Origin of the sequence: Burkholderia sp. Tr-20390 (genome assembly GCF_017104595.1) — a bacterium.
Lineage (GTDB): Bacteria > Pseudomonadota > Gammaproteobacteria > Burkholderiales > Burkholderiaceae > Burkholderia.
In genome coordinates, this window is sequence record NZ_JAAGPC010000127.1 from 1 (window position 1) to 24,022 (window position 24,022).

Below are 24,022 nucleotides of genomic sequence, written 5' to 3' on the forward strand. Positions count from 1 at the left end.
TCAGGCCGGCGATCGCGTGCATCTCACGGGCCGCGTCGACGAGCGCTACGGCCGGACGCAATTCACGCTGTCGGGCGGCGTGACCGTCTGCGCCCGCGGGCAAACGGTCACGCCTGCCACGCTCACGCTGCCCGTCGCCACCCCGGCGGTGCTGGCCGCGCTTGAAGGCATGCGGGTGCGCCTGCCGCAAACGCTGACGGTCAGCGATACCCACGAACTCGGCCGCTACGGCAGCGTCGTCCTCAGCCACGGCCGGCTGCGCATCCCGACCCACGTCGCTCCGCCGGCCGAGGCCGCCGCGATCGCGACCGCCAACGCACGCAACCGCATCGTGCTCGACGACGGCTCGACCCGCCGCGATCCCGCGACCGTGCGCTATCCGCCGCCCGCGCTGAGCGCCGCCAACACGCTGCGCGCGGGCTACACGGTGCGCGGCGTCGAAGGCGTGCTCGAACTGCGCTACGGCGCATGGCGGCTGCAACCGGTCGCCGGCGCGGCACCGGTGTTCGATGCCGCCGCGAACCCGCGCACCGAGGCGCCGGCCCGGCACCCGGAGGCCGATGTGCGCATCGTGTCGTTCAACGTATTCAACTATTTCAACGGCGACGGGCGTGGCGGCGGTTTCGATGCCCCGGCCAACCGCGGCGCAAAAACGCCCGCCGCGTTCGCGCGGCAGGAGGCGAAGATCGTCGCGGCGTTGCGTGCGCTGCGTGCCGACGTGATCGGGCTGATGGAAATCGCGAACAACGGCCACGGTGAAACGAGCGCCGTACGCCGTCTCGCCGCGCAACTGGGCGCCGGCTGGCGCGCGGTCGAGCCCGGCACCGCGCGCCTCGGCCGCGATGCGATCGCAGTCGCGCTGCTGTACGACAGCCGCACGGTCGAGCCGGCCGGGCGCGCCGCGACCGTCGCACTCGGCGGCCGGCACCGCCCGCCGCTCGCACAGACATTCCGGCGCACCGGCGGCACGCGCGCCTTCACGGTCGCGGTCAATCACCTGAAATCGAAGAACTGCCCGAACGCGACCGGCGCCGATCGTGACCAGTCGGACGGCCAGGGCTGCTGGAATGCGGCGCGCACGCAAGCCGCCGCGCGCATCGCCGACTGGCTCGCCACGTCGCCGACCGGCACCACGGCCGATGGCGTCCTGCTGATCGGCGACCTGAACAGCTACGCGAAGGAAGACCCGGTGCGCGCGCTCGAATCGCGCGGCTACGCGAACCTGGTGGCCCGCTTCGTCGGCGATGCTGCGTACAGCTACGTATTTCGCGGCGAAGCGGGCAGCCTCGACCACGCGCTGGCCACGCCGGCGCTCGCCGCGCGCGTGAGGGCCGTGCACGTCTGGCACATCAACGCCGACGAGCCGGTCGCGCTGCAACCGTTGCCTGATTACAAAACGGCCACGCAACGGTCGATTTATTACGCACCCGACGCGTACCGGTCATCGGATCACGATCCCGTCGTGATCGACGTCGCGCTTGGCGATGGCGGCACGTCGGCAGCCCCGGGCACGAACCATGCTCCTCGACCAACGGTCGATTAGTGCATTTGCATCAGCACAAGGCCTGCAACGGCACTATTTACCTGATGGCCCTGGTGACGCGATATTTACCGGACCTTCACCGCGTACCGCAGCCCGATACGCCGCTTTGCCCGGAATGCGAATTTTTTTCAATCGCCTCGCAGCCCCGTGCGGCGGGGCTGCGCGGCAATCCTGCCGACGAATTGAAAATTTGTCTCGAAACAAAATCGGGCCAAGTGAATCACACAGGTTGCTGGGATTCGTCTTATCTTCAAATTTGCCTTGAATCGAAGGAGGATAAACACCATGGCGCTCACCGACTCGATCGAACACAAGCTGGACCGCGGCCTGTCCGACATCCGTCGCACGGGCCGGCGCGTGGGACGCACGACGCGCTCGGCCGCCCGCGACCTGCATGACGACGTCACCGACGATCTGCGCGGGCTGGTCGACGAACTGGAAGATCTGCTGAAAAACGACGGCGACGGCGATATCGCCGCGCTGCGCAAGCGCGTGCAATCCAAGCTGGATGAAGCGCGCGGCGCACTCGACCATGCGTCGGGCAGCGCGGCCGCCCGGCTGCGCGATTCGGCCGAACGCGTGTCGCAGGTCGTGCAAGACAACCCGTGGCAAACCGCCGGCGTCGTCGCCGGCCTCGCGTTCGTTGCGGGCCTGCTCCTTGCCCGCCGTTGAGCGGAGCCGGCCGCCACGCGCCCGCCCCGTCCGTCCTCAATCAGACAAACGAAGGAGAAACGCCATGCAGAAGACCTTTGCCATGAAAGCCGCCGCCGCCGTCCTGCTCGGCAGCCTCGCGCTCGCCGGTTGCACGACCACCCCGGACAAACCGGAAGGCGCCGCGGCCAGCGCGTCGAAGCGCCAGTCGATCGACGCCAGCGTCAACGCGACGCTGTCGCGCCTCTATTCGACGGTGCCGGGTTCGCGTGAACTCGTCGCGAAATCGCGAGGCGTGCTCGTGTTCCCGAACGTGCTGCAGGCCGGCTTCATTGTCGGCGGCCAGTCCGGCAACGGCGCGCTGCGCGTCGGCGGCAGCACGGTCGGCTACTACAACACGTCGTCGCTGTCGGTCGGCTTGCAGGCCGGCGCGCAGTCGAAGGCGATCGTGTTCCTGTTCATGACGCAGGATGCGCTCGACTCGTTCCGCAAGTCCGAAGGCTGGGCCGCGGGCGCCGACGCGTCGGTCGCGGTCGTGAAGGTCGGCGCGAATGGCGCGGTCGACTCCAACACCGCCACCGCCCCGGTCGAGGTGCTGGTCCTGACCAACGCGGGCCTGATGGGCGACCTGTCGGTGAACGGCACCAAGGTCACGAAGCTCAACATCTGACGATGCGGCACGCGGCATCGCGCCGCGTTTGCTTCCCGGCAGCGCCGCGGCCCCGGCCGCGGCGTTTTCGCATGGGCCGCGCGCAGCGGCTATGATGGCGGCGCCTTTGCGGGCATACTCCGCTTCGGGCCGCCCTGCGTCGCATTTCGCCGCGAACCCGTGACGATCGAGAACCGATCGCGCGCGGGGCAACGAGATTCAATCAAACCACGCATCAATCTGCGCGAACGTCATCCATGGAAAGCGGACACGACCACCAAAAATTCTTCTATTTCCTGCTGGCCGCGGTCACCGTCGGACTCTGCTGGATCCTCGCGCCGTTTTCCGGAGCCGTGTTCTGGGGCACCATTCTCGCGATCCTGTTCCAGCCCGTGCAGCGCTGGCTCGCCGCACGCTTCGGCAAGCGGCGCAACCTGGCCGCGCTCGTGACGCTGTCGCTGATCGTCCTGATCGTGATCCTGCCGCTCGTGTTCGTCGCCGCGACGCTCGTGCAGGAAATCGCGTACGTGTACCAGGAACTCAAGGACGCCCAGCCGAACTATTCGCAGTATTTCCACGACATCATTCACGCGCTGCCGACGTCGATCCAGAACCTGCTGCAGAAATACGGGCTGACCAACATCCCGGGCATCCAGAAGAAGCTGACCGACGGCGCCGCGCAAATCAGCCAGTTCGCGGCCACCCAGGCGCTCAGCATCGGCCAGAACACGTTCCAGTTCGTCGTGAGCTTCGGCGTGATGCTGTACATGGTGTTCTTCCTGCTGCGCGACGGCGGCGAGATCGGCCGCCGCGTGCGCCGCGCGCTGCCGCTCGACGAGGAGCACAAGAACCTGCTGCTCGCGAAGTTCACGACCGTCGTGCGCGCGACGGTGAAGGGCAACATCGCGGTCGCGCTCGTGCAGGGCGCGCTCGGCGGCCTGATCTTCTGGATCCTCGGGATCGAGGGCGTCGTGCTGTGGGGCGCGCTGATGGCGTTCCTGTCGCTGCTGCCCGCGATCGGCGCGAGCCTCGTCTGGGTGCCGGCCGCGCTCTACTTCCTGATGATCGGCGCGGTCTGGAAGTGCGTGATCCTCGTCGCGTTCTGCGTGGGCGTGATCGGCCTCGTCGACAACCTGCTGCGCCCGATCCTCGTCGGCAAGGACACGAAGATGCCCGACTGGGTCGTGCTGATCTCGACGCTCGGCGGGATGGCACTGTTCGGCATCAACGGCTTCGTGATCGGGCCGCTCGTCGCCGCGCTGTTCATGGCGAGCTGGGACATCTACGCACGATCCGAACAGGGCGAATGACGCATCGCGTGGCCGCGTGCCACGCACCTGCCGGCACGCGCCGTCATGGATGGCGAATGCGGATCACGACGGGCGCCTCGGCGCCCGTTGCTTCATCCGCCGCCAGCGACATCACGCCGCCATACGGACCGACGCGATACGTGCGGCCCGACACCAGCGGCACGCTTCGATCGCCGTGCGCGTCGCGCCACGTCGCACGCACGCGCGAAGCGACATCGGGCGAGAACGGCGCACCGTCGGGCCCGACCAGCGCCACCTGGGCGCCCGGCAAACGCCGGCCATGGGCATCGAATCGCAGTGTTGCCGCCGCCCCGCCGTTCGCCACCGCTCGACCTTCGACCACCTCGCCCGCCGGTGCGTCGAGCGTCACGTCGTAGAGATCGACGAGCGCGCCCGTGAATCGTACGATGCCGTCCGACGCGGCATGCCCGGCCGCCATCGCATTCGACATCGCGAACGCCACGCCAAGCCCGATTGCGATCTGCCGCACGGCACCGGCGCACCGCACCGTTCGATTGCGCATCGCCACCGATGCCGCCCGCTTCGCGTCGTTTCGCATGTTCCCTCTCCTCTTCCGCGTGACCAGAAAAAAAGGCGGCGTGACGCGTCGGTCACGCCGCCTGTCTGCTGGCAATCACTTTAGGGAGAGACGTCCGGACAAGATATGGGACTAGTCCGAAACTAAAGCCCGGCCGTTCGAACGCACCGCGTTCGGCACCCGCTCGCGGCAGCGTACGAACGGCATCGCACGCTGCACGACGGGCCGGTCACGCGCCGGGATCGACGCGCAGCACGAGCTTGCCGCGATGGTCGCCGTCGAACAGGCGATTCAGCACGTCGGGCGCATTCTCGAGGCCGTCCGCAACCGTCTCCTCGGCCTTGAGCCGGCCGTCGCGCAGCCAGCCCGCGAGCGTCTGCACGGCTTCACGGCTCTTGCGATAGTCGAGGATCAGGAAGCCGCGCATCGTCAGCCGCTTCGAGATCAGCACGCCGACGTCGTCCGCCGCGCGCCCGCTGTTGTAGTTCGAGATCACGCCGCACAGCGCGACGCGCCCGCCGATCACCATCCGCGACAGCACCGCGCGCATCACCTCGCCGCCGACGTTTTCGAAGTTCACGTGCACACCGTCCGGCGTCGCCGCCTTCAGCTGCTGACGGAAATCGTCGGCCTTGTAGTCGACGGCCGCGTCGAAGCCGAGCGTCTCGGTCAGGTAGCGGCACTTGTCCGCGCCGCCCGCGATGCCGACCACGCGTGCGCCGTGGATCTTGCCGATCTGCCCGGCGATCGAGCCGACCGAGCCGGCCGCCGCCGACACCACGAGCGTCTCGCCCGGCTGCACCGGCGCGATATCCGTCAGCCCGTAGTACGCGGTCAGCCCGCTCATCCCGCACGCGCCGAGCAGCGTCGGCAGCGGCAGGCCCGACTCCGCGGGCAGCTTCACGAGCTGCGCGGCCTGGTCGGCCGGCACGATCGCGTAGTCCTGCCAGCCGACGAGCCCCTGCACGAGATCGCCTTCCGCGAACCCCGCGTTGCGCGACGCCACCACGCGCCCGATGCCGAGCGCGCGCATCACCTCGCCGATCGCGACGGGCGGCAGGTACTGCGGCACGTCGCTCATCCACACGCGGTTGGTCGGGTCCATCGACAGATACAGCACGCGCACGAGCACCTCGCCGTCCGCGAGCGCCGGCACCGGCGTCTCGACGAGCGAAAAGTGTTCGCGGCCGACCCGCCCTTCCGGGCGCGTCTTCAGCAGCAATTGGCGGTTCACGGGTGTGGACACGATGTTCTCCTCCGGTCGTAGTGGTTCGGGATGCGCGTCAGACCGCGCACATGCCGCCGTCGATCACAAGTTCGGCGGCCGTCACGAAGCGGCTCTCGTCGGACGCGAGATACACGGCCGCGTGCGCGACGTCGTCGGGCTCGCCGAGCCGGCGCAGCGGAATGCCGCGTGCGAGCTTGCGCGTCGCGTCGCGTTCGCCGAGCGACTGGAACAGCGGCTCGACGATCCCCGTGCGGATGAACGCCGGGTGAATCGAGTTGCAGCGCACGTCGATCTCGCGGCGCGCGCAGTCGATCGCGACCGACTTCGTCAGCGACGCGACCGCCGCCTTCGACGCGTTGTACGCGGTGAAATCCGGCTCGACCTTGAAGGCGGCGACCGACGAGATGTTGATGATCGATGCGGGATGGCTTTCAGCCAGATACGACAGCGCGTGCTTGCAACCGAGCACGATGCTCTCGACGTTGATCGCCATCACGCGCCGCCATTCGTCCAGCTCGATCTGCGCGGGCGAGCCGATCGAGCCGACGCCCGCGTTGTTGACGAGCACCGACAGCCCACCCATCACATCGACCGCCTGCGCAAGCAGCGCCTGCCAGCGTGCTTCGTCGCGCACGTCCTGCGTCGCGGCAAACGCGACCGGCGTCGCGTGTCCCGCGTTGAGCTCCTGCGCGAACGCGTCGAGCACCGCCGCGTCGGCGATGTCGGTCACGAACACGCGCGCGCCCTGCTCGACCATCCGGCGCGCGATCGCGCGGCCGAGGCCGCCCGCGGCGCCCGTGATGTATGCGCACTTGCCGGCAAGGCGCGAAGAAACGACTGTCATGTGACCTGCTCCTATCGTGAATCGTCGTCGCGGAACGCTGCCGCGACGGGTGGGCCGTGCCTGTTCCGGCCGGCGCGGGCCGGTCGACCGTGCCTCGACATCACGAGGCGCCGCACGGTTTCGACGAGTATATCGAGACGAACCTGACGCGTGCCGGACGCGCCGGGCAGCCTGCCCCGGTTGAACGACAGCCAGCGTACGCGAATGCCGCCAATCGATGAAATGAATAATCGTTATGCCCAGTCATAGGTACTGTTCATGACCTCGGCGTGTCGGCGCACATGTACGGGCCAGCGGCACCCGCGGATCACGCAGACCGGCCAGGTTGATTCAGGCAATGACGAAGCGCGGCGTTCCGCGCAGACGCGAAAGCGGTCGCGAAGATGAACGGGGTGGAATCGTGCCACCGCCGGGCGAATGCCGGCGGCAAGAACGCGGCGCCGGGGCGCCGCGACCGCCTACCGTCAGAATCCGTCGCCCGACGGCGCGCGCACGAACGCGCAGAGTTGCGGCGAATGGGTGTCGATCATCTGCTGGAACGGCGCACGGTGCCCGTACGCGATGCCCGACACGAGCAGCAGGCAGACGGCCGCGACGCGCGGCGAGAAGGCACGCTGCCGCGCGCTGTCGTAGCCGCGCAGGAACACCAGCGCGACCAGCGCGCCGAGCATCCAGCCGACGATCACTTCCGGCACGGTGTGCGAATGATCGAACACGCGCGCGACGGCCGTGAGCGCGCCGACGGCCAGCCCGGCCGCGATGCCGGGCGCCTTGCCCGGCCGGAACGCCTGCCACAGCATGGACAGCGCGACGGTCCACACGGACGTCGACAGCATCGTATGGCCGCTGATCACGCGGAAATCGAATTGCGGCAGCTCGATGCCGCACCCGGCATAGAGGATCTTGGTGGCGCCGACGAGGCCCATGCCGGCGGCAAGCAGCACGCCCCAGCGGACGGCGAGGCGCCAATCGGTCAGCGCGAGCCACGCCGCGCAGGTCAGCGCGATCGGCAAGGTCAGCGCGGCATCGCCGATGTTGCTGATTTCACTCCACATAACGGACTTCGGACGACGATCGAAAGGCCGCAGTTTACCGCATGCGCGCCGCGCGACTGTGTCAGCCTGTGTCAGCCTGTATCAGCCCGCGACACCGGTAATCAGCAGCAGGTTCGTGCCGGTGATGACGGCGAACAGCGCCCATGCGGCAATCTGCATCCCGCGCCCGATCGTGTGCTCGCCCATCATGTTGCGATCGCTGACCGAGCGGATCAGCGGCCACATCGCGAACGGCAGCTGCAGGCTCAGCAGCACCTGGCTCCACACGAGCAGCTGCCCCACCGAGCTGTCGCCAAGCCACAGCACGCCGATCAGCGCCGGCACGAGCGCGAGCCCGCGCGTGATCAGCCGGCGCTGGTAGCACGGGATCTTCGTATGCAGGAAGCCGTCCATGATCACCTGGCCGGCGATCGTGCCGGTCAGCGTCGAGCTCTGCCCCGACGCGAGCAGCGCGATGCCGAACAGCAGTGCCGCCGCGCCGCCGGCGATCGGCGTAATCAGGTGGTAGGCCTGCTCGATGTCGGTCACGTTGTGCTGGCCCGTCGCATGGAAGGCCGCGCCCGCGACGACCAGGATCGCCGCGTTGACGAGCATCGCGACGAACAGCGACACGCAGGTATCGATGCGCACCAGCGCGAGCGTGTCGCGGATCATCCCGCGCGCGCCGCCGACCACGTGCCGTGTCTGCACGACCGACGAATGCAGGTACAGGTTGTGCGGCATGATCGTCGCGCCGACGATGCCGAGCGCGAGCACGATCGCGTCCTTGCGGTCGTGGCCCGGATCGCCCGGCACCAGCCCGCCGACCACCGCGTGCCAGTCGGGCGGCGTGATCGCGACCTGCGCGACGAAGCAGAACGCCATCGTCGCGATCAGCGCGAGCACGATCGCCTCGATCTGCCGGAACCCCTTGCCCTGCAGGCCGAGCACGATCACCGTGTCGAGCGCGGTCAGCACGATCCCCCACGCGAGCGGCACGCCGAGCAGCAGCTTGAACGCGAGCGCGCAGCCGAGGACTTCCGCGATGTCGCACGCGATGATCGACACTTCGGCGGTCACCCACTGCACGATACGGCCGAACCGGCCATAGCGGTCGTAGCTGGCCTGCGCGAGATCCCTGCCGGCGACGAGGCCGAGCCGCGCCGCGAGCATCTGCAGGAAGATCGCCGCGAGGCTCGAGAACGCGACGACCCACAGCAGCGAATAGCCGAACTGCGAGCCGGCCTGGATGTCGGTCGCCCAGTTGCCGGGATCCATGTAGCCGATCGCGACCAGCAGGCCGGGGCCGAAGAAGCGCTTGAGCTTCTGCCAGCGCGGCGCGCCGGCATCGATCGTGATGCTGCCCTTGACTTCCGACGGGCAGAAAGGCGCGGTGGCGGTGGTGGGGAGGAAGGACATGGAAACCGGGGCTCGAGATCGGGACAGGACGATTCTACGGGTATCCGCCCGATTTTCTCCCGCGCGGCCTCTCACGCGGCGCGATGCCCCTCGGTGCCGTCGCCGGCCCCCTCGCCCGCGTCGGCCGGCCGCGCGCCACGGGTGAGGATCCTTTCGCGCTCGGAGATGCGAAATTCGGTCGGCGACATCAGCATGCGCTGGCGAAACAGCTTCGCGAGCCGCTCGCCGCTGCCGAACCCGGTGCGGCGCGCGACCTTGTCGGCCGGCAGCGTCGTGTGGACCAGCATGTGGCAGGCGCGCTCGAGCCGCACGTGCTGGACGAATTCGGTCGGCGTCACGCCGATTTCCTTCTTGAAGCGCCGCAGGAAGTTGCGCTCGCTCATCGCGGCGGCCTGGGCCGCGTTCGCGATCGAGATGCGGTTCACGCTCTGCGCGCGCAACCGCTGCGCCGACATCCGGATCGACGGGCTCGCGCTCAGCTCGCGAAAGGCCCACATCGACTGCGCATAGCGCTGCTCGACCGGCCGCAGCAAGTTGCTGGCGATCTCCTGCGCGGCAATGTCGCCGAGCTCGACGCGGAACATGTCGAGCACGGCGGCGAACGCGTCGGTTTCGCCGGCCTGCAGCTCGACCGTCGCGGCGACCCGTCGCCCGCCCCGGCCGGGCCGCCCGTCGAGCGCCGCCGACGGACGCTGCATGGCCGCGAGCGTGGGCAGGTCCATCCCGTCGACGATCCAGCGCGCATGACGGCGAATGTCAGAGAGGCGACGCTGCAATGCGTCGTCCCAGTTGACGACCGCGCGGTCACCGTGAAGATGAAAGAACGCGAGCGCGCGGCGGCCGTGCTCGTCACCGAGCGGATCGGCCGCGATGCTCACGCCGGAGGACGACTGCACCAGCCCCCCGCTTTCGGATACGTACTTCAACTGGTAGTCAGCACTGTAGGCGTGCAGGCGATTCGCCAGGTTGAAAGCCTCGCCAAGACGCGCGGCCTGGGCCAACGAAAATCCCGTACTCAAATAGATAACGACCCATCTCTGATCTGCTGCATTCACTGGCCAAGCCCCCGACTTGTTCGACTTCTTCTAATACCGTCGAACTGTCAGGCTTATATTTGGTTTGAATGCGTGCGACAGGACGGCTATCCCGAAATATGAAGCGACGGCATCTTAGCCGAACGGGTCGCGCCTTTGGCGCGAAATGGCCGACGTGGACAGCATGATGGCGGATTACTACAGGCTGTCGCGGTTTGCTGGCGGCCCAGTGTGGAATTGCCCGGACCGATATTGCCCATTATTACGATTGTGTATGTCGCAATCCGCGCATTTCATTGCGACTTATTGCGTCGGATATCCGGATAAATGCACAACCGAATATCGGCTCAAATGATATCGATTCGTATCCCGTGCCTGCGATCGTCACGCAGGAAAGCCCGCCGTATCCGTTGCCTGCGCATCCTTTAGAATCGGTCCACCCTTCACCACGCCACCCGCGCCCCGTGCCCGCCGATCACCGTCTCGACCTGAACCTGTTTCGCGTGCTCGACGCCGTCTACGTGCATGGCGGCATCGGCGCGGCCGCCCGCGCGCTGCACCTCACGCAGCCGGCCGTCACGCATGCGCTCAACCGGCTGCGCGCGCATTTCGACGATCCGCTGTTCGTGCGGCAGGGCAACCGCGTCGTCGCAACCGAACGCACGCGCACGATCATCGCGGACGTGCAGTTGCACCTGAAGGGCCTGCAAGGCACCGCGCGCGCACCGTCGGCATTCGATCCCGCGACGCTCGACCTGAGCATCGCGGTCGGCATTCGCGACGTGCTGGAATCGATCGCGCTGCCGCGGATCGTCGCCGCGTTCGCCGACGAAGCGCCGGGCCTGCGGCTCGTGAGCCGCCGCATCGCGGTGGCCGACATCGAGCGCGAACTCGCATCGGGCAATCTCGATCTCGCCGTCGATCGCCGCGTGCCGACCGGCCCGCGCATCGCCACCGGCCACCTGCTCGACGATTCGCTCGTCGTCGCGCTGCGCTACGATCATCCGCTTGCGCACGAACCGCTGCGGCGCGGCGACTATTTCGCGGCGCGGCACGTCGCGGTGTCGTCGCTCGGCGAGCCGCAATCGCTCGACGTGCTGCTCGGCAACGACGGCCGTTTCCGCGATATCCGGCTCACCTGCCAGCACTATTTCGCCGCCTGCCAGATCGCCGCGACCGGCAACCTGCTGGTCACGCTGCCGCACACCTATGCGGTGCGGATGGCCGCGCTGCTGCCGATCGTCGTGCGGCCGCTGCCGTTGCGGCTCAAGCCGTTCCCGCTCCTCGCGTACTGGCACGAATCGCGCGACGCCGATCGCGCGCACCAGTGGGTGCGCGAACGTATCGCCGCACTCGTGCGCAGCAGCGCCGGCGTCACCGACGCCTAGCCGCGCGGCGCACGCCGTCCCGATCGGGGCGGTATGCTGACGGCTGCGCGTCACCCTCTTCCGTTTTCTCACTTTCCGCTGACCGGAGACTTGCCATGTCGCTCATCCATGCCGCCGCCGTCCTCGACGCCGATGCACCCGACTACGTCGTCCAGCTGCAGGCCGGCACGCACGCGTTGACCGGCGACGAAGCGCCCCGCGAAGGCGGCCAGGACCGCGGGCCGGCGCCGTACGAGTTCGTGCTGGCCGGCCTCGCGCAATGCACGGCCGCGACGCTGCGCATGTACATGCAGCGCAAGACGTGGCCGGCCACGCGCATCGACGTGCGCACCGAACTGCATGCCGATCGCGACGGCACGCAATACGTGCGCCGCGTCGTGACGCTCGACGGCCCGCTCGATGAAGCGCAACGCCAGCGCCTGGCCGAAATCTGCGAGAAAACGCCGGTCACGCAGTTCATCAAGCGCGGCACGCGGATCGACACGACGTTGAACTGACACGCCACGCACGAAAGCACACGGCACACGATCGCCGCGCCAAAAGAAACGGGGGGCCGCGCACGATGCGCGGCCCCCCGCTTCGTCGAACCCGTCAGGCGCTTACAGACCGAGCGCGGACAGGTCGAGCTTGCCGTCCTTCAGCGGCGGACACCAGAAATACGCGCCCGTCAGCGGCCGCGTGAAGCGGAACAGGCCGTCGACGATCCCGTCCTCCGCGCCGCTCATCCGGCGCATCTGCACGTCGAACGCGCGGAACGAGCAGCCGAACGCGACGAAGTAGAGGCCCGCGCGACGCGCGTCCGACCACGGCGACGAGCGGCGCAGCATGAACGCCTCGGGTTCGAAGCTTTCCTGCGCGGTGCGCTTCACGTGCGCGAACTCGGGTGCGTCGTCGAGTTCTTCGTTGTCCGAGCGGCGGCGCCCGACGATGTTGTCCATGTCGCCCGACGGAATGCGCTCCATCTGGTCGAAGTCGTGCAGCCATTGCTGGACCGCGACGAAGCTCGCCCCGTCGAGCCCCGCGCCCTGCCCGGTCACGATCGCCGCGGCCACCGCGTCGTCGCCTTCCGGGTTCTCCGTGCCGTCCTCGTAGCCGGACAGGTCGCGATCGTTCGAATAGCGGAAACCGTCGACCGCATCCTGCAACGCAAACGCCGGCGCCAGCGCACGTTCGATCGCCCGCGCACGCAGCACGAGCTCGCCGCGATCGTCGCCGCGCAGCCAGACCCACACGTCGGCCGGCGTCGCCGGCAGCGTGCGGTCCTTCACCGCGAACGCCGGGAATTCGGTCAGGCCCGGCACCGGGTGCCCGAGGTGCGCCGCCAGCGCATGCCCGAACCCGACCACCGTGTCGCGTCCGTCGACGATCTCGCGCAGCGCGGCCAGCGCCGCGGCCACATTGCCGTCATTCGACATCGTGAAAGTGAGGTATCGGGCCGCCGAATCGATCGGGGTCAGGATGCCTTGCTGAACGTCGCTCATCGTTTCCTCAGGAATGTATCGTGGTGAATCTGCGCGGACTGCGGCAACATGCGCCGCAGACGCCGAAGCGCAATCGACGCGCGTGCCGGCCCTTGCGCTGCCGCACTGGGGAAAGGCCGCAAAAGAAGGGCCGAAACCCTGAATACTAACGTATCGACGCTGCAACGCCGCATTCGTCAGACGTTGCGGCGCGCCCTTCTCTGCTGATAGAATCTTTTCACGTCTTTTCGGCGTCCTTTCAACCGTTCACTTCAGGGGAGGTGCAGATGTTCCGAATGCCAGCCACCTTCCCGAACGTGGTCCCACGGCGCAGCTGATCCAGCCCGCCGTCCGCGCCGGCTCCCGAGTTTTCCGCTAACCCGTCAGCCGCGCCGTTTCCCGACAGCCCGTTTCGTTTTCCGCCCGCGATGTTCGCGCGGCCCGGCTGTTGCGTTTTCGATGCTCTCCGAACCGGAAAGTCCCGTCGCGCGATGCGCCGGGCAACGATAAATGACCAGAAAAACCTCCCATCTGGGCGGCCAGGCATTCCAGGCCGTCTTCGGCTTTACCTTCCGCTACTGGCGCAAGCAGCCGGCGCGCACCGCGACGGTCGCGAGCCTTGCACTGCTCGCCGCGCTCGCCGACGTGCTCACGCCGCTGTTCGCCGGTCGCCTCGTCGACGCGCTGTCGACCGGCCTGACCGACCGCGCCGCCGCGTGGCATGCGGCCCTCGTCGCGTTCGGCACGCTCGCGGCGCTCGGGCTCGGCGCGACGGTGCTGCGGCAAGGCGTCTACCTGAACATCATCACGCTCACGTTGAAGATGATGAGCGAGATCGCGGCCGCGTCGTTCCATCGCGTGCAGCGCTTCTCGACCGACTGGCACGCGAACAGCTTCGCGGGCTCGACCGTGCGCAAGATCACGCGCGGCATCTGGGCGCTCGACCTGCTGAACGACACCGTGCTGATCGCGCTGCTGCCGTCGGTCACGATGCTCGTCGGCGCCACCGTGCTGCTCGGCACGCACTGGCCCGTGATGGGGCTCGTCGTCGGCGCGGGTTCGCTGCTGTACATCACGGTGACGGTGGCCGTGTCGCTCGGCATCGTCGCGCCCGCCGCGCGGCTCGGCAACCTGTGGGACACGCGCATGGGCGGCGCGCTCGCCGATGCCGTAAGCTGCAACGCGGTCGTCAAGGCGTTCGGCGCGGAAACGCGCGAGGAAGCGCGGCTCGCGCGCGTGATCGGCAAGTGGCGGCAACGCACGCGCCGCACTTGGGTGCGCGGCACGTTGAACGGCGGGTTGCAGGGCGCGATGCTCGTCGCGATGCAGGCCGCGATGATCGGCGTCGCGCTGCGGCTGTGGGTGAACGATGAAGCAAGCGTCGGCGACATCGCGTTCGCGCTGACGATGTTCTTCATGCTGCAGGGCTACCTGCGCGACGTCGGCATGCACATCCGCAACCTGCAGCGCTCGGTGAACGACATGGAGGAACTCGTCGCGCTCGAACGCCAGCCGCTCGGCATCGATGATCGTCCCGGCGCGCCGGCGATCCGGATCGGGCAAGGCGAGATCCGCTTCGAGCACGTGACGTTCCGCTACGACAACCATCCGGTGCCGCTGTACGACGATTTCTCGATGCGGATCGCGCCGGGCGAGCGCGTGGGCCTCGTCGGCCACTCGGGGTCGGGCAAGACGTCGTTCATCAAGCTGATCCAGCGCCTGTACGACGTGTCGGGCGGCCGCATCACGATCGACGGCCAGGACATCGCGCAGGTCAGGCAGGATTCGCTGCGCAGCCAGATCGCGATCGTCCAGCAGGAGCCCGTGCTGTTCCACCGCACGCTGGCCGAGAACATCGCGTATGCGCGCCCCGATGCAAGCCGGGCCGACATCGAGCGCGCCGCGCGGCTCGCCAGCGCGCACGACTTCATCGCCATGCTGCCGGACGGCTATGACACGCTCGTCGGCGAACGCGGGATCAAGCTGTCGGGCGGCGAACGCCAGCGGGTCGCGATCGCACGCGCGTTCCTCGCCGATGCGCCGATCCTGATCCTCGACGAAGCCACGTCGAGCCTCGACAGCGAAAGCGAGCTGCTGATCCAGCAGGCGATGGAGCGGCTGATGGTCGGCCGCACGACGCTCGTGGTCGCGCACCGGCTGTCGACCGTGCGCGCGCTCGACCGGCTGCTGGTGCTCGATCGCGGCAAGGTGATCGAGGAAGGCAGCCACGATGCGCTGATCCGGATCGACGGCGGCATCTATCGCCGGCTGTTCGAGCGGCAGGCGCTGGAGCTTGCGAAGGGTTTGATCGATACGCCGCGACGCATGGTGAACGGAGACGCCGGCCCGCTAGGGGAGCCGGCGGAGGCTTGACGGAAACCCCATCGCATCAGGGCGCGCGGCACACCGCCACCGCGCGCCCTGATGCGCTGCACGGGACATCGATGCGATCGTCAGGAATTCACCAGTCCGGTGCGTCCGTCATCGGCTTCGTTGCGGGGCGCCACGCGTTCCACCGTACGCTGGCTGGCAAACCACTTGCGAACGAGATAAATCAGCAGTACGCCGATCACGATCCCCGACAACACATCGCACAGGTAATGCCCGCCCTGCGTCGGCGTCGACACGATCATCATGCCGTTCAGCACGATGCCGACCGGGAAGACGAAGCACACATGCCGCAGCGAATACGCGAAGCACAGCGCAAGGATCGTGTGAAGCGACGGAAAGGAAATGAGCCCCTGGGACGACGCGAATGCCAGTTCCCGGACGACTCCGCTCCGCAACGGCGCGAAGTCCGATACGGTGGAAATCGTTCCGGGATCGCGAACGTCGAAGTGGAGAAACGCACTCTCGGCCGGCAGCCAGGCAGCAATCAGGATCGACACGACGACTGCGACGATAAATTGCACCGTAAACTCGGCGTAGTCTTTCGAGTTCGACGTCAGCGTAAGGATGATCGGGATCGCAAGAAGCTGGACACTGCCGGATGCATACGCGAATTGGAGCACGGCATGCCAACCCGGATTTGCCATCACCCATCCATACGTTTGCAGCCAGTGAAATCCGAGCGCGGCATCGATCGATACCAGCGCATCACTCACGAGCGGCAGATCGGTTGCTACGGCCAGATACTGAAGGAGCGCGCCGGCATGCATGAATACCGACATCAACGCGATCCACTGCATCGATTGCGCGACATTCTCGTAGAACGCCTTTCTGGCCGGCACTTTGTATGATGGGCGCGATGCGAGTCTGGACGCGACGGTGACGGCGAGGACGGCGGACAGCACTTGGGCGCTTTGCACCAGACTGCCCTTCGCAATCCGGAAATCGACGCGGCATGCCCAGATCACGTCGACGATTATCAGAATGATGGTCACCAGCCACGCGGTCACGTAGATTTTCCGCATATTGTTCGACATACCCCTTTTCTCGTTCTTTTCTGCCGACCCTCGCAATCGCTCGCCGCGGCTTCGCGCCGTATTCCAGCGAGCTGCTAGAGAATGATACGCCGCCGTCCGTCAGGCGACGCCGCCCCATACGGCCCCGACACCCCCTCTCCGGATCACTTATCATACCGGCTAGGCAATTTGCGACGAAAGGCAGACCATGTTTACAGGCATTGTTCAGGGTGTTGGCGTCATCAAGGCCATCAAGGATCACGGCGAACTGAGAACCTTCAGCATCGAATTCCCGGAGCGGTTTACCGACGACATCGAGATCGGCGCGAGCGTGTCGGTCGACGGCGTCTGCCTGACGGTGACGACCATCCATTCGCCGGAGCTGATCGACTTCGACGTGATGCTGCCGAGCCTGCGAATCACGACGCTGGCCGATCTCACGACGGGATCGCACATCAACGTGGAGCGGGCCGCGAAGGACGGCGCGGAGATCGGCGGGCATCCGCTGTCCGGCCACGTGGATTTCACCGGGACCATCCGGCACATCGCGATGTCCGAACACAACCGGATGGTGCGCATCGGCGTGCCGGAGGCATTCAAGCGGTATGTGTTCGCGAAGGGTTATATCGCGATCAACGGCTGCAGCCTGACGGTGTCCGACGTCAACCGCGACGAAGGCTGGTTCGATGTCTGGCTGATTCCCGAAACGCGCCGCGCGACGACCTTCGATGCGAAGGGCGTCAACGACACGGTCAACATCGAGATCGAGCGCAGCACGCAGGTGGTCGTCGATACGATCCGGGAAGCGGTCAAGGAGACGCTCGGCGAACTGAACGGTGTCGTCACCGCGTTGCTGGCAGAAAAAGGCATCGATATCGAGGAACTGCTGGCGCGGCATGTCGCGAAGCTGCCGAAGCAGTAACGGATGCCGGGAAGCTAGGTGATCCGCTGGATCACCGAGTACCGGCTGCCGTCGGAAAACACCTCGATCCACGGCTCCGATTCCTCGAACGTCCAGAGGACGAGATCGAGGTCGACCCGTTCGTCGTCGTCGGGCCAGGGCATGTTCCACCCGCCCGCGACGGCGACCACCCCGCCCGTGTACAGCGGGCATTGCGCCATCCACTCCCGCTCGTAGTCGTGCGCCGCGGTGCCCTTGAAGTTGCTGTTGAATCCCCAGTCGCGTTGCCAGCCGTGTGCGCCAAGATAGGTGTCGATCGCGGCAGAGCCGAAGCGGAACACCGCTTCGATCGGCGGGAGCGATATCGCGTCGGATCGGCACAGCGGGCGTTCGGACCGATCGGGTTGCGCGGCGGTTTCCACGCGGCCCGATGCGCCGTCCGCGTCGAGATACACGTTCAGCCATGTGCCGTCGCGCTCGACGGAAACGCACAACGCGCCCGCCTCGACGCCATGCCAGTAGCCGGTGACGGGTTCGCCGTCTTCCGCGAAGCGGTATTGACGGGATGGCCTGGCGAGGCGCCGCGCTTCGATCAGAAAGTCTTCCAGCGTCATTGGGTGCTCCCTGGTGGGTTTTCGGAATTCGGTCAATGGCATCGGTGCACGATTGACGGAGATGAGCAGTGGTCATGCTTTCTCCCGCTCACTCCACCTCCACCTGCGCGCCCTTCCCCACCGCCACCCGCTGCGCGCGATAGATCCCCGCGTGCCCCGAGAACAGATACGCGACGACACACGCGACAATCGCATACACGCCGATATCCGCGCCGAACAGTTCGATCGCCATGATCGTCGACGCGATCGGCGTATTGGCCGCGCCGGCGAACACCGCGACGAAGCCGAGCCCCGCGAGCACGGGCACCGGCAATGCCAGCACCTGGCCGAGCGCGTTGCCGAGCGTCGCGCCGATGTAGAACAGCGGCGTCACTTCGCCGCCCTTGAACCCCGACGCGAGCGTGACGACGGTGAACGCGAACTTGCCCGCGAAATCGTAGAGCGGCAGCGGGCCATGAAACGCCGCCTCGATCGTCGGGATGCCGAGGCCGAGATACTGCGGCACGTTCAGCGCGGTAGCGGCCGCCGCCACCAGCAGGCCGCCGAGCACCGGCTGCAGCGGCGCATAGCGGACGACGCGTCTGAACCAAGCGGTCAGCGCATGGGTCGCAAATGCGAACAACCGCCCGACCATGCCGAACGCGATGCCCGCGACGACCGTCACCGCCAGCCCCGTCGCCGACACGGCCGGCACGAACGGAATCGCATAAGCCGTGTGATGCACGCCCCACGCGCGGCAGACGACATCCGCGACGATCGCGGAGGCGACGCAGGTCAGCAGCGCGTCGTACCGCACGCGTCCGATCGCGAGCACCTCGAGCCCGAACACGGCGCCCGCGAGCGGCGTGCCGAACACCGATGCGAAACCGGCCGCGATGCCGCCCATCAGCAGCACGCGGCGATGTTCGCGATCGAGACGGAACACCTGCGTGATGCGATCGGCGAGCGCGCCGCCCATCTGCACGGCCGTACCCTCGCGGCCGGCCGAGCCGCCGAACAGGTGTGTGACGACGGTCGCGACGAGCACGAGCGGCGCCATCCGCTTCGGCACCAGCGCCTTCGGGTCGTGAATCTCGTCGATCAGCAGGTTGTTGCCGCGCGCGACGGACTGGCCGAAGCGATGGTAGATCCAGCCGGTTGCGAAACCGGCGGCCGGCAGCCCCCACAGCAGCCACGGATGCGCGACGCGCGTGCCGGTCGCCCAGTCGAGCGCGATCAGGAACAGGGCGGAAGCCGTGCCGGCCAGCGTGCCGAGCAGGGCCGAGAGCGCGAGCCAGCGGCACACATAGCGCACGGTCGCGAGAAGATCGGCAGAAGTCGTGAAGAACATGATTTCCAGATTCGACGGAACATCAAAACCTGGGCGGCAGAAACCCGCATGGACGGCCTGCGACCTCCTGACGACCCAGGAACACGCAGGCATCATCAGCCGGGCGAACCGGCGGTTGAGGGCCGCACCGTGCGCAACAACGCGCCGGATACGACCGCAGGGAGGCATGCCATCTCCGCTGGCCGCCATTGTACGCGACGCCCCGCGCCGCCCGCAACGTGGCCACGGCACGGCACCGCGCGCACCCCTCGGCGCCGTCAGTCGCGCAGCGGACGCGCGATGCGCGAGATCAGTTGGGGCGCGATCCGCTCGAGCGGCAGGATCGCCGACGCCGCGCCGATCGCCGCGGCCGCCTTCGGCATCCCGTAGACGGCGCTGGTCGCCTCGTCCTGCGCGATCGTGTAGCAGCCCTTCGCGCGCATCGCCTTCAGGCCGAGCGCGCCGTCGCGCCCCATGCCCGTCAGCAGCACGCCGAACGCCTCGCCCTGCCAGCCGTCGGCGACGCTGTTGAAGAACACGTCGATCGACGGCCGGTACGGCGTCTCGACCGGATGCCGCGTATAGCCGAGCACGCCGCGCGGCGACAGGGTCAGGTGATCGTTGGTCGCCGCGAGCAGCACCTCGCCGGCCTGCGGCATGCTGCCCTGCCGCGCGACGCGCACCGGCAGCCGCGTATAGCCGTCGAGCCACTCGGCCATCCCGAGCGCGAACGCCTGGTCGACGTGCTGGACGATCACGATCGCCGCCGGAAAATCACCCGGCAGCGCCCGCAGCAGCGCGGTCAGCGCGGTCGGCCCGCCCGCCGACGCACCGATCGCGACGAGCGTCGGCTGGCCGCGCTCGGGCGCCGGCCCCGGCGGCACGAGCGCCGCGGTGCGGCTTTCGAGCAGCCGGCCGATCTGGTCGATCTTCGCGAGCAGCGCCTGCGGCGACGCGTCCGTCGACAGCCCGAGCGCGAGCGTCGGCGTGTCGACCGCATCGAGCGCACCGGCCCCCATCGCCTCGTACACCGACGACGTGTTCGCGCTGACGCTCGCCGTCACGATCAGGATCGCGCACGGCGCGCGCGCCATGATCCGGCGCGTCGCGGCGACGCCGTCGACCTTAGGCATCACGAGATCCATCAGCACGACATCGGGCGGATGCGCGACGCAGAAATCCACCGCCTCGTCGCCGTCGGTCGCGACCCACAGCACGCGGTGGTCCGCGCGCAGCGCGATCACGCGGCGCAGCGCCTCCACGGCCAGCGGCAGGTCGTTGACGATGCCGATGTTCATGCGCGCGCGTCCCCGATCAGGTCGTGCACGGCGTCGAGCAACGCCTCGTCGTGGAAGCTGCTCTTCGCGAGGTAGTAGTCGGCGCCCGCATCGAGCCCGCGACGGCGATCCTCGTCGCGATCCTTGTACGACACGATCATCACCGGCACGCGCTTGAGCATCGGATCGCCCTTGATCAGCGTGACGAGCTCGATGCCGTCCATGCGCGGCATGTCGACGTCCGTGACGACGAGATCGAACCCGTCGCTGCGCACCGCGTTCCAGCCTTCCATCCCGTCGACCGCGACCGTCACGTCGTAGCCGCGCTTTTCGAGCAGCTTGCGTTCGAGCTCGCGCACCGTCAGCGAATCGTCGACGACGAGCACGCGGCGGCGCCGGTCGGCGAGCGCAAGTTGCGGATCACGCGTGAGCCGCGCGAGCTGCCCGCCGCGCACGAGCTTGTCGACCGAGCGGATCAGGTCCTCGACGTCGACGATCAGCACCGGGTCGCCGTTCTCGAGCAACGCGCCGGCCGCGATGTTCTGGATCTTGTGCAGGCGGCTGTCGAGCGGCTGCACGACGAGCATCCGCTCGCCGAGGAAGCGGTCGACCGCGACGCCGTACAACTCGGGCTCCGCGCCGACGACCACGACCGCCGTGCTCGTGCGCGCGACGTCGGGCTCGCCCGCGTCCAGCAACTGGTGCGCGGCGACGAGGCCCGCGCGCCGGCCGTCGAACGGGAAATGCGGCTGCCCTTCGAGCACGTCGATATCGTCGTGCGCGAGTTCGAGCGTGCGGCGCACGTGCGCGAGCGGAAACGCATACGGCTCGCCGCCCACTTCGACGAGCAGGCTGCGGATCACCGACAGCGTGAGCGGCAACTGCAGCACGAAACGCATGCCCGCGCCCGGCTCATTGAAGATCCGCACCGCGCCGCGCACGCCGCGCACCATCTCCTGCACCGCGTCGAGCCCGACGCCGCGGCCCGACACGTCGGTCACCGCATCGCGCATCGAGAAGCCCGGCAGCAGCAGGAATTCGAGCAGTTCCGGATCGGACAGCCGCGCGGCGGTCTCGTCGTCGGTCAGGCGCTGGCGCACGACGGCCGCGCGCAGCGCGTCCATGTCCACACCAGGCCCGTCGTCGATCACGCTGACCAGCAGCGAGCCGGCGCTGTGGCGCGCCTCCAGCGTCACGCTCGCCTCGGCCGGCTTGCCGCGCGCACGCCGTGCGTCCGGCGAATCGACACCGTGGTCGATCGCGTTGCGCAGCAGGTGGCCGAGCGGCGCGTCGAGCAGGTCGAGGATGTCGCGGTCGACCTGCGTACCCTCGCCGACGATCGAGAAACGCACCTGCTTGCCGAGCGAGCGCGCGAGATCGCGGACGATGCGCGGATACGCGCGCGTCGCGTCGCCGAACGGCCGCATCCGGCACTGCAGCGCTTCGTCGTACAGCTGCTCGGCAATATGCGTGCTGCGCCGCTCGAAGCGGTCGAATTCGTCCATGCGCTCGGCGAGCGAACGCTGCAGGTCGTTGAGCATGTGCCGCACTTCGTTCATCGACGCGAGCATGCCCGCGTCGAGATCGTCGGCGAATTGTTCGTACATCAAATCGAGCGACCGGGCCGCGTCGCGCTGGGCGCGCTTCACGCGCAGCATCGATTCCGCGAACGGCTTGAGCCAGCGCGATTCGACCAGCGATTCGCCGGACAGGCTCAGCAGCCGGTTCAGCGTATCCGCACGCACGCGACGCATCGCGCCGGCGCCGGCCACGCGGCCGGCCTGGGCCGGATCGGGCACGCCGCCCGATACGGCGAGCGGGGGCACCGCAGCGCTGGCCCCGACGGGTTCGTTCGCGGCGCCGTCGTGCTCCCGAAACGGGACGATCGACGGCGGCACCGGCGGCGGCGGGGCCGCGGCCGCCGCCTGCATCGTCTGCGCGCCGTCGGCGCCGGTCAGTGCCGCCGCGAACACGTCGATCTCCGTCTGCGTGACGGGCTGCCCCTGCGGATCGCCGACGCGCACCAGCAGATCGACGCCCGCCAGCAGCACGTCGACGTGCGTGGCCGTCAGCGCGATCGTGCCGGCCTGCGCGGCGACGAAGCACTCTTCCATCCGCCCCGCGATATCGACGCCGAGCGGCACGCCGACGATGCGCGCGGCGCCCTTCAGCGAATGCGCGGCGCGCATGCATGCCTCGAGCGCGACGGAATCGGGTTCGCCCGATTCGAGTGCGAGCAGCCGCTCGGACAGCGCCTGGGTCTGCGTGCGCGTCTCCTCGCGATACAGCTCGAGCAGCGACAGGTGGCTCAGGTCGTCATCGCCGCTCATCGCATGCTCCGTGTGACTGCGTCGAACAGACGGTCGTCGTCGAGCAGGCCCACCGACTTGCCGCGCCACGACAGCACGCCGCGCGACAGGCCGGCGCTCGCGCGCCCGACCGTCGCCGGCACGGGCACCCAGTCGGCGGCGCCGAAGCGCAGCACGCCCTCGACTTCGTCGACCGGAAACACGACCGGCTCGCCCTGGTGCGCCGCCACCAGCAGCCGCGTGAAGCGGCCGTCGTCACCGCCGTTGCCGCCCTTGCCGGCATCGAGGCCGAGCAGCGCGCCGATCGAGATCGCGATGCGCAGCGTGCCGCGGATGTTGACCACGCCGCGCACGGCCGAATGGCGGCGATGCGGCAGCGAATGAATCGGGCGCGTGCCGGCGATCTCGCGCAGCACGCCGATCGGCAGCGCGAGCCATTCGTCGGCCACGCGGAACGCCAGCGCCGCGTGATGCGTATCGGCATCGGCGTCGTGCACGTGCGGCGCGCCGGGCGCGCTCATCCGGCGCGTGGTGTCGGCCATCTCGGCACTGTCGAGCGGGCGCTCGAGCAGCTTCGCCGCGTGATACGCGTACACCGGGCAGTTCAGGCAGCGCAGGCAGTCGTTCAGCCGCTCGCACGTGCGGTCGCCGCGCGTGCCGATCCGGTTCCAGCAATCGTCGACGTCGATCGTCGTCTCGTCAATGGCAGCGGCGGCGCGGTTCATGGATTCCTCTGGTCATCGCGGTGTCGGTCCCAACCCATCGTCTTGTCAGCCGGCCGAGCGCCGTGCGCGCTCGAGCAGCCATTGCGCGCCCGCACGATCGCCGCCGACGTCGAGCAGCGTCGCGAGATGGGTCAGCGCCTCGTGGTGCGTGGGCCGCAGGTACAGCGCCTTCCGGTAGAAGTCGCCGGCTTCCGCGGCGCGTCCGCGCGCGTCCGCGATCAGCCCGTTCAGGTAGAACGCATCGGCATGCGGCCCGACGCGCGCCGAGAACTGCGCGAGCACGCGCTCGGCCTCGTCGAACGCGCCGGCATTCGCCAGCGCCTGCGCATCTTCCAGCGTCGGCGCGGCGCGCTCCGCAACCTGGGCGAGCGACGCGGCCGGTTCG

General features: G+C 68.2%; 20 protein-coding genes, 2 pseudogenes and 1 riboswitch. Of the genes and pseudogenes, 8 read left to right on the top strand and 14 right to left on the bottom strand.

From position 1 onward, the window contains the following. The 4 genes from G3N98_RS27555 to G3N98_RS27570 form a co-directional block, all read left to right on the top strand. Window positions 1-1,543, top strand: a 1,543-nt coding sequence (locus tag G3N98_RS27555; protein ID WP_206149819.1) for an ExeM/NucH family extracellular endonuclease, incomplete at its 5' end; no start/stop codon positions are given. Between the two features lie 285 nt (window positions 1,544-1,828). Beyond that, a complete protein-coding gene (locus tag G3N98_RS27560; protein WP_089428053.1) occupies window positions 1,829-2,215 on the top strand; it encodes a DUF883 family protein in 387 nt (128 codons plus the stop codon). A 64-nt stretch (window positions 2,216-2,279) separates the two neighbouring features. After that, window positions 2,280-2,864 (top strand): YSC84-related protein, encoded by a 585-nt coding sequence (locus G3N98_RS27565; protein ID WP_089428054.1) that lies wholly within the window; start codon window positions 2,280-2,282, stop codon window positions 2,862-2,864. 236 nt (window positions 2,865-3,100) lie between these two features. Beyond that, entirely contained in the window at window positions 3,101-4,153 is a 1,053-nt protein-coding gene (locus tag G3N98_RS27570; protein WP_089428055.1) for an AI-2E family transporter, read from the top strand. 43 nt (window positions 4,154-4,196) lie between these two features. Here G3N98_RS27570 and G3N98_RS27575 read toward each other — a convergent pair whose 3' ends face one another. From G3N98_RS27575 to G3N98_RS27600, 6 genes and pseudogenes are all read right to left on the bottom strand, one after another. Continuing rightward, the gene (locus G3N98_RS27575; protein WP_206149821.1) at window positions 4,197-4,712 is read right to left on the bottom strand and encodes a thioesterase; all 516 of its coding nucleotides are present in this window, start codon (window positions 4,710-4,712) and stop codon (window positions 4,197-4,199) included. A 208-nt stretch (window positions 4,713-4,920) separates the two neighbouring features. Beyond that, on the bottom strand, window positions 4,921-5,937 hold the full coding sequence (locus G3N98_RS27580; RefSeq protein WP_206149823.1) for an NADP-dependent oxidoreductase: 1,017 nt from the start codon (window positions 5,935-5,937) through the stop codon (window positions 4,921-4,923). A 37-nt stretch (window positions 5,938-5,974) separates the two neighbouring features. Further along, window positions 5,975-6,763 (bottom strand): SDR family oxidoreductase, encoded by a 789-nt coding sequence (locus G3N98_RS27585; RefSeq protein ID WP_089474391.1) that lies wholly within the window; start codon window positions 6,761-6,763, stop codon window positions 5,975-5,977. 464 nt (window positions 6,764-7,227) lie between these two features. Continuing rightward, window positions 7,228-7,818, bottom strand: a complete 591-nt coding sequence (locus G3N98_RS27590; RefSeq protein WP_089428059.1) for a phosphatase PAP2 family protein — start codon at window positions 7,816-7,818, stop codon at window positions 7,228-7,230. 81 nt (window positions 7,819-7,899) lie between these two features. Continuing rightward, the gene (locus G3N98_RS27595) at window positions 7,900-9,216 is read right to left on the bottom strand and encodes an Nramp family divalent metal transporter (RefSeq protein ID WP_175237005.1); all 1,317 of its coding nucleotides are present in this window, start codon (window positions 9,214-9,216) and stop codon (window positions 7,900-7,902) included. After that, window positions 9,168-10,217: pseudogene (locus G3N98_RS27600) on the bottom strand (helix-turn-helix domain-containing protein); the annotation flags it as partial. The gene G3N98_RS27595 and the pseudogene G3N98_RS27600, both read right to left, overlap by 49 nt. A 497-nt stretch (window positions 10,218-10,714) precedes the next feature. On the opposite strand from G3N98_RS27600, the gene G3N98_RS27605 reads away from it, so the two are divergent. Continuing rightward, window positions 10,715-11,638, top strand: coding sequence for a LysR family transcriptional regulator (locus G3N98_RS27605; RefSeq protein ID WP_206149828.1), 924 nt, complete (start codon window positions 10,715-10,717; stop codon window positions 11,636-11,638). A gap of 95 nt (window positions 11,639-11,733) precedes the next feature. Continuing rightward, entirely contained in the window at window positions 11,734-12,135 is a 402-nt protein-coding gene (locus G3N98_RS27610) for an OsmC family protein (protein ID WP_011355890.1), read from the top strand. A 102-nt stretch (window positions 12,136-12,237) separates the two neighbouring features. Here the strand turns inward: G3N98_RS27610 and G3N98_RS27615 are convergent, their stop codons facing one another. Continuing rightward, window positions 12,238-13,119: a Dyp-type peroxidase gene (locus G3N98_RS27615; protein WP_089432335.1), complete on the bottom strand. Its 882-nt coding sequence runs from the start codon at window positions 13,117-13,119 to the stop codon at window positions 12,238-12,240. Window positions 13,120-13,608: 489 nt separating this feature from the next. Here G3N98_RS27615 and G3N98_RS27620 point away from each other — a divergent pair, with 489 nt between their 5' ends. After that, window positions 13,609-15,471: an ABC transporter ATP-binding protein gene (locus G3N98_RS27620; RefSeq protein WP_206149830.1), complete on the top strand. Its 1,863-nt coding sequence runs from the start codon at window positions 13,609-13,611 to the stop codon at window positions 15,469-15,471. Between the two features lie 80 nt (window positions 15,472-15,551). Here the strand turns inward: G3N98_RS27620 and G3N98_RS27625 are convergent, their stop codons facing one another. Beyond that, window positions 15,552-16,523, bottom strand: a complete 972-nt coding sequence (locus G3N98_RS27625; protein ID WP_206149832.1) for a phosphatase PAP2 family protein — start codon at window positions 16,521-16,523, stop codon at window positions 15,552-15,554. 187 nt (window positions 16,524-16,710) lie between these two features. Between G3N98_RS27625 and G3N98_RS27630 the strand changes: the two genes are divergently transcribed. Next, the gene (locus G3N98_RS27630) at window positions 16,711-17,424 is read left to right on the top strand and encodes a riboflavin synthase subunit alpha (protein WP_206149834.1); all 714 of its coding nucleotides are present in this window, start codon (window positions 16,711-16,713) and stop codon (window positions 17,422-17,424) included. A 14-nt stretch (window positions 17,425-17,438) separates the two neighbouring features. On the opposite strand, the gene G3N98_RS27635 is transcribed toward G3N98_RS27630, so the two are convergent. From G3N98_RS27635 to G3N98_RS27660, 6 genes and pseudogenes are all read right to left on the bottom strand, one after another. Next, window positions 17,439-18,017: a hypothetical protein gene (locus tag G3N98_RS27635; protein ID WP_179257716.1), complete on the bottom strand. Its 579-nt coding sequence runs from the start codon at window positions 18,015-18,017 to the stop codon at window positions 17,439-17,441. Between the two features lie 88 nt (window positions 18,018-18,105). Then, entirely contained in the window at window positions 18,106-19,347 is a 1,242-nt protein-coding gene (locus G3N98_RS27640; RefSeq protein WP_089474382.1) for a voltage-gated chloride channel family protein, read from the bottom strand. Between the two features lie 79 nt (window positions 19,348-19,426). Continuing rightward, window positions 19,427-19,533, bottom strand: a riboswitch (Fluoride riboswitch). A gap of 71 nt (window positions 19,534-19,604) precedes the next feature. Further along, window positions 19,605-20,624, bottom strand: coding sequence for a chemotaxis response regulator protein-glutamate methylesterase (locus G3N98_RS27645; RefSeq protein ID WP_089474381.1), 1,020 nt, complete (start codon window positions 20,622-20,624; stop codon window positions 19,605-19,607). After that, the gene (locus tag G3N98_RS27650; RefSeq protein ID WP_206149836.1) at window positions 20,621-22,933 is read right to left on the bottom strand and encodes a hybrid sensor histidine kinase/response regulator; all 2,313 of its coding nucleotides are present in this window, start codon (window positions 22,931-22,933) and stop codon (window positions 20,621-20,623) included. Before G3N98_RS27650 ends, G3N98_RS27645 begins: the two co-directional genes overlap by 4 nt. Then, window positions 22,930-23,637: a chemotaxis protein CheW gene (locus G3N98_RS27655; RefSeq protein WP_175236994.1), complete on the bottom strand. Its 708-nt coding sequence runs from the start codon at window positions 23,635-23,637 to the stop codon at window positions 22,930-22,932. Before G3N98_RS27655 ends, G3N98_RS27650 begins: the two co-directional genes overlap by 4 nt. A gap of 45 nt (window positions 23,638-23,682) precedes the next feature. Next, window positions 23,683-24,022 (bottom strand): annotated as a pseudogene (locus G3N98_RS27660) (MCP methyltransferase); the annotation flags it as partial.